Annotated in this window: 9 protein-coding genes; 5 read left to right on the top strand and 4 right to left on the bottom strand. The window is 63.6% G+C overall.

Features of this window, described 5'->3' with window-relative positions:
- The 4 genes from BLX41_RS05380 to BLX41_RS05365 form a co-directional block, all read left to right on the top strand.
- The coding region (locus tag BLX41_RS05380) for an alpha-ketoacid dehydrogenase subunit beta (protein ID WP_148059688.1) at positions 1–840 on the top strand (840 nt) is incomplete at its 5' end.
- The gene (locus BLX41_RS05375; RefSeq protein WP_123724063.1) at positions 840–1,952 is read left to right on the top strand and encodes an acetoin dehydrogenase dihydrolipoyllysine-residue acetyltransferase subunit; all 1,113 of its coding nucleotides are present in this window, start codon (positions 840–842) and stop codon (positions 1,950–1,952) included. The genes BLX41_RS05380 and BLX41_RS05375, both read left to right, overlap by 1 nt.
- A gap of 88 nt (positions 1,953–2,040) precedes the next feature.
- Entirely contained in the window at positions 2,041–3,114 is a 1,074-nt protein-coding gene (locus BLX41_RS05370) for a 2,3-butanediol dehydrogenase (protein ID WP_259744458.1), read from the top strand.
- A gap of 142 nt (positions 3,115–3,256) precedes the next feature.
- Positions 3,257–3,982, top strand: coding sequence for a hypothetical protein (locus BLX41_RS05365; protein WP_015634963.1), 726 nt, complete (start codon positions 3,257–3,259; stop codon positions 3,980–3,982).
- A gap of 100 nt (positions 3,983–4,082) precedes the next feature.
- Here BLX41_RS05365 and BLX41_RS05360 read toward each other — a convergent pair whose 3' ends face one another.
- Positions 4,083–5,369: an MFS transporter gene (locus tag BLX41_RS05360; RefSeq protein WP_123724061.1), complete on the bottom strand. Its 1,287-nt coding sequence runs from the start codon at positions 5,367–5,369 to the stop codon at positions 4,083–4,085.
- A 75-nt stretch (positions 5,370–5,444) separates the two neighbouring features.
- Positions 5,445–6,824 (bottom strand): M20 family metallopeptidase, encoded by a 1,380-nt coding sequence (locus BLX41_RS05355; protein WP_123724060.1) that lies wholly within the window; start codon positions 6,822–6,824, stop codon positions 5,445–5,447.
- Positions 6,825–6,941: 117 nt separating this feature from the next.
- Between BLX41_RS05355 and BLX41_RS05350 the strand changes: the two genes are divergently transcribed.
- Positions 6,942–7,826, top strand: a complete 885-nt coding sequence (locus BLX41_RS05350) for a LysR family transcriptional regulator (RefSeq protein ID WP_123724059.1) — start codon at positions 6,942–6,944, stop codon at positions 7,824–7,826.
- A 103-nt stretch (positions 7,827–7,929) separates the two neighbouring features.
- Here BLX41_RS05350 and BLX41_RS05345 read toward each other — a convergent pair whose 3' ends face one another.
- The gene (locus BLX41_RS05345) at positions 7,930–8,637 is read right to left on the bottom strand and encodes a DUF1266 domain-containing protein (protein WP_123724058.1); all 708 of its coding nucleotides are present in this window, start codon (positions 8,635–8,637) and stop codon (positions 7,930–7,932) included.
- A 69-nt stretch (positions 8,638–8,706) separates the two neighbouring features.
- Entirely contained in the window at positions 8,707–8,793 is an 87-nt protein-coding gene (locus tag BLX41_RS05340; RefSeq protein WP_404942743.1) for a hypothetical protein, read from the bottom strand.
- Positions 8,794–8,820: the final 27 nt, after the last annotated feature.

The following is an 8,820-nucleotide window of genomic DNA, read 5'->3' as shown; positions in this document are numbered from 1 at the left end:
TTCCCCGGGCGGGTGCTGGACACCCCGCTGTCGGAGATCGGCTACGTCGGCGCCGCGGTCGGCGCCGCCACCCGTGGCGTGCGCCCGGTGTGCGAGCTGATGTTCGTCGACTTCGCCGGCTGCTGCCTGGACCAGATCCTCAATCAGGCGGCGAAGTTTCGCTACATGTTCGGCGGCAAGGCCCAGACCCCGCTGGTGATCCGCACCATGGTCGGCGCCGGCCTGCGCGCCGCGGCCCAGCACTCGCAAATGCTGACCTCGCTGTGGACCCACATCCCCGGGCTGAAAGTGGTCTGCCCCTCGTCGCCCTACGACGCCAAGGGCCTGCTGATCCAGGCCATCCGCGATAACGACCCGGTGATCTTCTGCGAGCACAAGCTGCTCTACAGCCTGCAGGGCGAAGTGCCGGAGGAGTCCTACGCGATTCCCTTCGGCGAGGCCAACTTCCTGCGCGACGGCAAGGACGTGACCCTGGTGTCCTACGGGCGCACGGTGAACACCGCCCTGGATGCGGCCCGCAGCTTGGCCGGGCGCGGCGTCGACTGCGAGGTGATCGACCTGCGCACCACCAGCCCGCTGGATGAAGACAGCATCCTGGAAAGCGTGGAGAAGACCGGGCGCCTGGTGGTGATCGACGAAGCCAACCCACGCTGCTCCATGGCCACCGACATCTCGGCCCTGGTGGCGCAGAAAGCCTTCGCCTCCCTCAAGGCGCCGATTGAAATGGTCACCGCGCCCCACACCCCAGTGCCGTTCTCCGACGCCCTGGAAGACCTGTACATCCCCGACGCGGCGAAGATCGAGAAAGCCGTGCTCACTGTGATCGAGTGGAGCCGCTGATGAGCCAGATCCATACCCTGACCATGCCCAAGTGGGGCCTGTCGATGACCGAGGGCCGGGTCGATGCCTGGCTCAAGGAAGAAGGCCAGAGCATCAGCAAGGGCGATGAAGTGCTGGACGTGGAGACCGACAAGATCTCCAGCAGCGTCGAGGCGCCGTTCTCCGGCATCCTGCGCCGGCAGATCGCCCGCCAGGACGAGACCCTGGCGGTGGGCGCGCTGCTGGGCATCGTGGTCGAAGGCGAGGCCAGTGACGCCGAGATCGACGCGGTGATCGAGCAGTTCCAGGCCAGCTTCGTGCCCGGCGACAGCGCCGATGAAGACAGCGGCCCGGCGCCGCAGAAGGTCGAACTGGGCGGCCGCCTGATCCGCTATTTCGAGCGCGGTGAAGGCGGTACGCCGCTGCTGCTGGTGCACGGCTTTGGCGGCGACCTCAACAACTGGCTGTTCAACCACGAAGCCCTGGCCGCCGGGCGCCGGGTGATCGCCCTCGACCTGCCGGGCCACGGCGAATCGGCCAAGGCCCTGCAACGGGCCGACCTGGACGAGTTGAGCCAGGTGCTGCTGGCGCTGCTGGATCACCTGGAGATTCCCGTGGCCCATCTGGTGGGCCACTCCATGGGCGGCGCGGTGTCCCTCAACACCGCGCGGCTGGCGCCGGACCGCGTGCGTTCCCTGACCCTGATCGGCAGCGCCGGGTTGGGCCGCGAGATCAACGGCGACTACCTGCAAGGTTTTGTCGAGGCCAGCAACCGCAATGCGCTGAAGCCGCAGCTGGTGCAGCTGTTCTCCAACGCCGAGCTGGTGAACCGGCAGATGCTCGACGACATGCTCAAGTACAAGCGCCTGGAAGGGGTGCATGCGGCCCTCGGGCAGTTGGCCGGCAACCTGTTTGCCGACGGCCGCCAGCAGGCCGACCTGCGCCCGGTGGTGCAGGACGGCCCGCAGCCGGTGCTGGTGATCTGGGGCAGCGACGACCGGATCATTCCGGTGAGCCACAGCGCCGATCTCAAGGCGCAGATCGAGGTGCTGCCGGGGCAGGGGCACATGCTGCAGATGGAAGCGGCGGAGCAGGTCAACCGCCTGATCCTCGACTTTATCCAGCAGCACTGAGGTGTTCTGCGGCGGCCAGGGGGCCGTCGCAGCTCTACAAGAATAAGGAGAAGCCAAGATGAGTGTTTCCCTCAAGCCTGTTCCCAGCATGCGTGCCGCGGTCTGGCACGGCCGCCACGATATCCGCGTCGAAGACGTACCGCTGCCCGACGCGCCGCCTGCCGGCTGGGTGCAGATCCGCGTCGACTGGTGCGGCATCTGCGGCTCCGACCTGCACGAATACGTGGCCGGGCCGGTGTTCATTCCGGTGGACGCACCGCACCCGCTGACCGGGATCAAGGGCCAGTGCATCCTCGGCCACGAGTTCTGCGGCGAAATCGTCGCCCTGGGCGAAGGGGTCCAGGGTTTCAGCCTCGGCCAGCCAGTGGCCGCCGACGCCTGCCAGCACTGCGGCACCTGCTACTACTGCACCCACGGCCTGTACAACATCTGCGAAAACCTGGCCTTTACCGGGCTGATGAACAACGGCGCCTTCGCCGAATTGGTCAACGTGCCGGCCAACCTGCTGTACGCCTTGCCGGCCAACTTTCCCGCCGAGGCCGGAGCGCTGATCGAGCCGCTGGCGGTGGGCATGCACGCGGTGAAAAAAGCCGGCAGTTTGTTGGGGCAGAACGTGGTGGTGGTCGGCGCCGGCACCATCGGCCTGTGCACCATCATGTGCGCCAAGGCCGCAGGCGCGGCCCAGGTGATTGCCCTGGAAATGTCCGGCGCGCGCAAGGCCAAGGCTCGGGAAGTGGGCGCCACCCACGTGCTCGATCCCAAGGAATGCGACGCCCTGGCCGAGGTCAAGCGCCTGACCGGCGGATTGGGCGCCGATGTCAGCTTTGAATGCATCGGCAACAAGCACACCGCCAAGCTGGCCATCGACCTGATCCGCAAGGCCGGCAAATGCGTGCTGGTAGGGATTTTCGAAGAGCCCAGCGAGTTCAACTTCTTCGAGTTGGTGGCCACCGAGAAAACGGTGCTGGGGGCCCTGGCCTACAACGGTGAGTTCGCCGATGTGATCGCCTTTATCGCCGATGGCCGGCTGGATATTTCGCCCCTGGTGACCGGGCGCATCCAGCTGGAAGAGATTGTCGGCCAGGGCTTCGAGGAGCTTGTCAACAACAAGGAGCACAACGTCAAGATCATTGTTTCTCCCGGTCAGTTGCGACGCTCGTAAGCGAGCGATTTGGCGATGGCCGGCCGCGGTCATCGCACTTTTTTACAGTTTTGCGTTCTATCATCAGGCCTGGCCGCGCCGATCCCCGCCGCAGCCCGTGAATTCCGACCCGGTGCCGATGGCCTACGCTCCCTCTTTTTGCATGATGCAAACCCGATTTCAGCGCCTGTTCCTGGTGGCGCTGCTGATGCTTGGCGCCACGGCCTGTACCCAGCAGCAAGGGCGCGATATCGCCAAACAGTTTCGTGAAGGCAAGCCTGACGAATTCTTCCAGACCAGCGTCGATCGCATGGCCACCATCGGCATGCGCGACAACCTGCAGAGCCTGTACCTGCTGATGGGCAAGCTCTACCTGCGCAACCCCAGCCAGTGGCGCAAGTCAGGTTTCCCCGATGGCACCACGGCCCAGCGCGAGATCCGCAATGCCATCGAAAAGCGCCAGCCGCTGCCGGCCCTGGGGGATCGTCGCGACCTGGCGGCCCTGAGCTATTCCCTGAGCCCGGAGTTCCAGGGCGATCGGGTGGGGGCGTTCATCTATGCCATTGGCAGCATGCTGGTGACCGCCCATGGCGGGCGCACCGAGTTCTACATGACCGATACCATCGACCCGCAGTTCATCAGCAACGCCGCGCGCAATATCGAGAAGGCCACCTGGCTGCTGAGCCAGCGCCAGGATGCCAATGGGGTGCTGTTGCTGTTCTCCAACGAGATTTCCGAGGAGGGCAGCAACCTGAGTTTTGCCGTGGAGTTCGGCAAGATCGTCGCGCGCCTGGATTTGCTCACGCAGATTCTCGATGAGCGCTACCGGCGGGTGGGGTTCAATTACGCGCAGAGCCTGCTGCTGATGAATTTCTTGCCGGTGCAGTAGGAGCTGGCTTGCCAGCGAAGGCGCCCGTCCAGGCGCTGCAAGGCCCAAGGACCTGTTCGCCGGCAGCCGGCTCCTACACGGCGTTTGGCTTGGCCCTCTCTCAGGTCATTCCGAGTTTTTTACGCGCCATCAACAGGGCTACGACGCTCAACGCTGCCGCCAGCATCAGGTAGAAACTCGGTGCCAGCTGTGAGCCGGTCAGGGCAATCAATCCGGTAGCGATCACCGGGGCAAAACCGCCGAAGATCGTGACCCCCAGGTTGTAGCTCAGGGACATGCCGGTGACCCGGGTGCGCACCGGGAAGATGTCCGCCATCAGCGACGGCAGCGGGGCGAAGTACACCGCCTTGATCAGGGCCATCAGCGCCACCACCAGCAGCAGCGAACTGGCACTGGGGCGGCTGTTGAGCCAGAAGAACGCCGGCAGGATCGCCACGGCATAGACCACCGCCGCTGCCAGCATGATTTTCAGGCGCCCTATATGGCCGGACAGGTAGCCGACGATGGGCGTGATGATGGTCAGGATCAGGCCGCCGGTAAGGGTCGCTAAAAAGCCCGAGGACTGGGCGATGTTCAGGCTGGTGGCGGCGTAGGAGGGCATGTACTGGATCATGTAGTTCGAGGCGGTCGACACCACCAGGGTGCCCATGGCGATCAGCAGCAGGGTCTTCTGGGTCACCAGCACTTCGCGCAAAGGGCGTTCCCCCGGTTCGCTGGCCTTGAAGTCCGGCGACTCGTCCACCGTACGGCGGATGTACAGGCCCACCGGGCCCAGCAGCAGGCCGAAGAAGAACGGCACGCGCCAGCCCCAGTCGAGCATCTGCTGTGCATCGAGGTGCTTGGTCAGGAAGTAGCCGAAGGTCGAGGCGATGACCACGCCAAAGCCCTGGCTGGCGAATTGCAGGCTGGCGACAAAGTGCCGGGTGCGCGGCGGCGCGTGTTCCAGCATGAAGGCGGTGGAGGTGCCGAACTCGCCACCGGCAGAGAAGCCTTGCAGCAGCCGGGCCAGGAGGATGCCGATCGGCGCGGCGAGGCCCAGGGTGGCGTAGCTGGGCATGATGGCGATCAGCAGGGTGCCCGTCAGCATGATCAGGATCGACAGGGTCAGGGCCTTCTTGCGGCCCTTGCGGTCGGCGTAGGAGCCCAGTACCGCCGCGCCCAGGGGGCGGATCAGGAACGAGATGCCGAAGGTGGCGAAGGCCAGCAGCAGGGAGAAGGTCGGGTCCGCGCTGGGAAAGAACACCTGGCTGATGGTCAGGGCGAAGTAGGCGTAGATCGACAGGTCGAACCACTCCAGGGTGTTGCCGATCAGGGCGGCGCCTATGGGTTTCCACAGGGCCTTGGGTTCGACCCGGGGCGCGGTCGAGGTGGTGGCTAACGCTGTCATACAGGACGCTCCTGCTTATTGTTGGATTTTGAGCGACAGGTGCCCGGCCAGGGCCGGGCGGGGTAAGCGATGGCCTCAGGTCCGGGGCAGGTCCCCCAGGTCCCAGAACAGGGCCGTCATGATCTCCAGGCCTTCACGAATCACCGGCAGCAGCAGGTGTTCGTCCGGGGCGTGCTGCGAGCAGCCGGGGTAGGAGTGGGGAATCCACAGGGTCGGCAGCCCCAGCACTTCGGCGAAGATGTCGTTGGGCAGGGTGCCCGCCAGGTTCGGCAACAGCGCCAGGCGCTGCGCACTGCTACCTGCAATCGAGGTCTTGGCGAACCTGACCCAGGGGTTGTCCGGGTCCAGGCGGGTGGCCGGGGAGCAGCGCTCCATGACGATCTCCACCTGGCTGAAACCTTCACGGTCCAGGTGCGCCCGCAGCAGGCTTTCCAGCTGCTGCCAGGGCGTGCCGAGGACAAAGCGCAATTGGCAGAAGGCCACGGCCCGGGGCGGAATCGCGTTCACCGGCTTTTGCGGGTTGCCGGCGCTGAAGGCGAGGATTTCCAGGGTGTTCCAGGCGAACAGGCGCTCGCCCAGGGTCAGCCCCGGTTCGCCCCAGTGTTCGTCCAGAGGGCGGCCCAGGGACTCGGGCTGGATCTCCAGGTCGACGATGGCGGCGCGCACGTTGTCGGGAATGTTCGCCGGCAGCAGTTCGCGGCAGCGGATGCGGCCGTTCTGGTCCACCAGGCTGGCCAGGGCGTTGGCCAGTACCACGCCGGGGTTGCTCATCACCCCGCCCCAGTTGCCCGAGTGCAGGCCCTTGTCCCGGGTGTTGACCTCCAGGCGGAACTGCGCCGAGCCGCGGGAGCCGAGGAACAGCGTCGGCCGGGCCTGATTCAGCCGTGGGCCGTCGGAGGCGATGAACACATCGGCCCGCAACAGTTCGCGCTGCTCCTGGCACAGCTGGCGCAGCCCCGGGGAACCGGCTTCCTCACCCATCTCGAACAGCAGCTTGAGGTTGAAGCCCAGGCGCCCGTCGCGGGCCTTTAGCACTTGCTCCAGGGCGGTCAGGTTGATGCTGTGCTGGCCCTTGTTGTCGGCGGTGCCACGGCCGTACCAGCGTTCACCCTCCAGGGTCAGCTGCCAGGGATTCAGGCCCGTGCGCCACTGTTCGGCGTAACCCGGCACCACGTCGCCGTGGCCGTAGCTGAGCACTGTGTGCAGGGCTGGGTCTTCCAGGCGCGTGGCAATCAGGAACGGCCCACCGGCCTCCGGGTTGGCCAGCAGCTGACAGTCGAAGCCCAGGCGCTGCAGTAGCGGCTGGATTTCCTCCAGCAGGTAGCGCGGCAACTCGCTGGCGTGGGCCGGGTCCTGGCTGTCACTGCGAAACGCCACCCGGCGTCGCAGGTCCTGTTCAAAGTGGCCGTCGTCCAGGTACTGGCGAACGCCGGCGAGGGCAGCTTGCTTGGTCATTGCAACTCCGGTCGGGCAAGGGGAACGGACCCATGGTGGAGTTGGCAAAGGCATCTGTATATTGCTGTTTTTTGAAGGCATGATTCTAAAAATTGGATGCCTGGCAAGGGGACGCACATGGACTATCGGTATTTTCTGGCGGTGATCGATGCGGGCTCCCTGGCCGCGGCGGGGGAGCGTTTGCACATCGCCCCCAGCGCGGTGAGCCGGCAGATCGCCCTGCTGGAAGAGAGCGTTGGCGTGGCGCTGTTCGAGCGGCGCCCGCGGGGCATGCAACTCACCGCCGCTGGCGAAGCCCTGGCCGAACACGCCCGGCGCACCTGGCTGGAACAGGAGAACATCCTCGCCGAACTGCGGGGCGAGGGTTACCCGGGGGCCAAGGTGATCCGCTTGGTATCCACCGAGGGCCTGTCGCGGTATTTCCTGCCCCGGGTGCTGCTGGAGCATTACCGCCTGCGGCCCGGAGCCGAGTACCGCCTGGACGTGATCTCGCCCCACGAGTGCGTGCAGCGCATTCGCCGGGGCGAGGCGGACGTGGGGCTGACCTTCAGCACCGAGCCCGTGGAGGGGGTCAACGTGTGCTACTCGATCCGCTCGCCGATTCGCGCCCTGATGCGCGCCGGGCATCCGCTGGCCAGCGCCGGGGTGCTGTCACTGGAGCAGGTGCAGGGGTTTGCGGTGGCCTTGACGCCCAAGGGCACCACCCAGCGGCAACTGCTGGACCTGGTGTGCCAGATGGACGGCCTGAGCTTCGATCAGGTGATGACCTGCAACTTCTCCGGGGCCCTGCATGAGTTTGTGCGCCAGTCCGATACGGTGGCCTTTGCCAGCGCCATCAGTGGCGAGGGACGGGGGATGGATGGGCTGGTATCGGTGCCCCTGTCCAACCCGCGCTTGGGCGATCGGGACATTCAGGTGCTGACCATGCCCAAGCGGGTGTTGCCAGAGAGCCTGGCGTTCTTTATCGACACCTTGATTGCGCGGTTGCAGCAGGAGGGGTGAAGGAACACCTACATCGTTAGTGTTTTGATGGGAACTCAGAAACGACTCGATTTTGTGCGCCGGGCGCTGGTGAAGTCCCCGACGCAAAGTTTTATTGTCTGTTTTATTTATACGAGTACTTCACATAGATATCAGTGTCCTGGCTGCCCCTGGCTTTTCCCTTGAGGATGTATTGAGCCATGGAACCGATATCGTCAAGGTCATAGCCGTGAATGGTTCTGCCCAGCAAAAAGGATACGGTGTAGTCTTCCCAGCTTGCACCAAGCCTGCGGGCAGTCTGGGCAGCATCGTGAATAAAGGCCCAGGTTTCTTGTTCTGTCAGATAACCCGCCCAGTAACACCATCTGGCCAATGACACCGCTCTCATGGTGTCCCAGGCAAAAGTGGATTTCGTATTTTCTACAGTCGCCAGTGATATGCCCAGTTCTTTTGCGATGCGTTTCTGAATGGCTTGGATTTCTGCAGGAGGACTCTCGATATACTGATCGAGATCCTTACTCTTGGAGAGGTTGGTCAGTTCAATCAAGGTTTCTTTTGCCGTTTCGGAACTTTCGATCTCCCATTCGTTCTTGAGCCCTAGAATGTATTTATTCAAGTCGTCTTCTGGAAGAATACTCAGGATTTTTTCAAATCTATTGCTAAATAGAATTCCGCCAAACGCCAATGCTCTTTTTTGCGTTTCATCGAGTGGGGCGCCGGAATGCTGAGATTTGAAGTGCGCGAGTTGGCCGGACTTTTTGCGTTTCATATAGAAGTAAAGTATGGCCAGATACACACAAAAGACACAGGCAACTAAGATAATAATATTCATTGTGCTGGTTCTGTAAAGGCACTGCTGAGGTCGTGGTGACAGGTGTAACTGGTACACCTGTCTATTGGATTACTTCTTTACTGGCATATTGGACATGGCCTGTTTCATCATTTCAGATGCTTGCTTGCACGCCGGCTCTTGAGCCGTGCTCGGCATTGACATCATTTGTTTTTTTGCTGATTC

The sequence above is a fragment of the Pseudomonas protegens genome (assembly GCF_003732485.1).
Lineage (GTDB): Bacteria > Pseudomonadota > Gammaproteobacteria > Pseudomonadales > Pseudomonadaceae > Aquipseudomonas > Aquipseudomonas protegens_B.
Note: the sequence above shows the minus strand (reverse complement) of the source record. Positions and strands in the feature narration are given on the sequence as shown.

What these genes read in the sequence shown, in the direction of transcription:
- BLX41_RS05370 (WP_259744458.1), top strand. Translation starts at nt 2,041, where the DNA reads ATGCGTGCCGCGGTCTGGCACGGCCGCCACGATATCCGCGTCGAAGAC.
- BLX41_RS05340 (WP_404942743.1), bottom strand. Translation starts at nt 8,793, where the DNA reads ATGCCGAGCACGGCTCAAGAGCCGGCGTGCAAGCAAGCATCTGAAATG.
- BLX41_RS05345 (WP_123724058.1), bottom strand. Translation starts at nt 8,637, where the DNA reads ATGAATATTATTATCTTAGTTGCCTGTGTCTTTTGTGTGTATCTGGCC.
- BLX41_RS05365 (WP_015634963.1), top strand. Translation starts at nt 3,257, where the DNA reads ATGATGCAAACCCGATTTCAGCGCCTGTTCCTGGTGGCGCTGCTGATG.
- BLX41_RS05360 (WP_123724061.1), bottom strand. Translation starts at nt 5,369, where the DNA reads ATGACAGCGTTAGCCACCACCTCGACCGCGCCCCGGGTCGAACCCAAG.
- BLX41_RS05375 (WP_123724063.1), top strand. Translation starts at nt 840, where the DNA reads ATGAGCCAGATCCATACCCTGACCATGCCCAAGTGGGGCCTGTCGATG.
- BLX41_RS05350 (WP_123724059.1), top strand. Translation starts at nt 6,942, where the DNA reads ATGGACTATCGGTATTTTCTGGCGGTGATCGATGCGGGCTCCCTGGCC.
- BLX41_RS05355 (WP_123724060.1), bottom strand. Translation starts at nt 6,824, where the DNA reads ATGACCAAGCAAGCTGCCCTCGCCGGCGTTCGCCAGTACCTGGACGAC.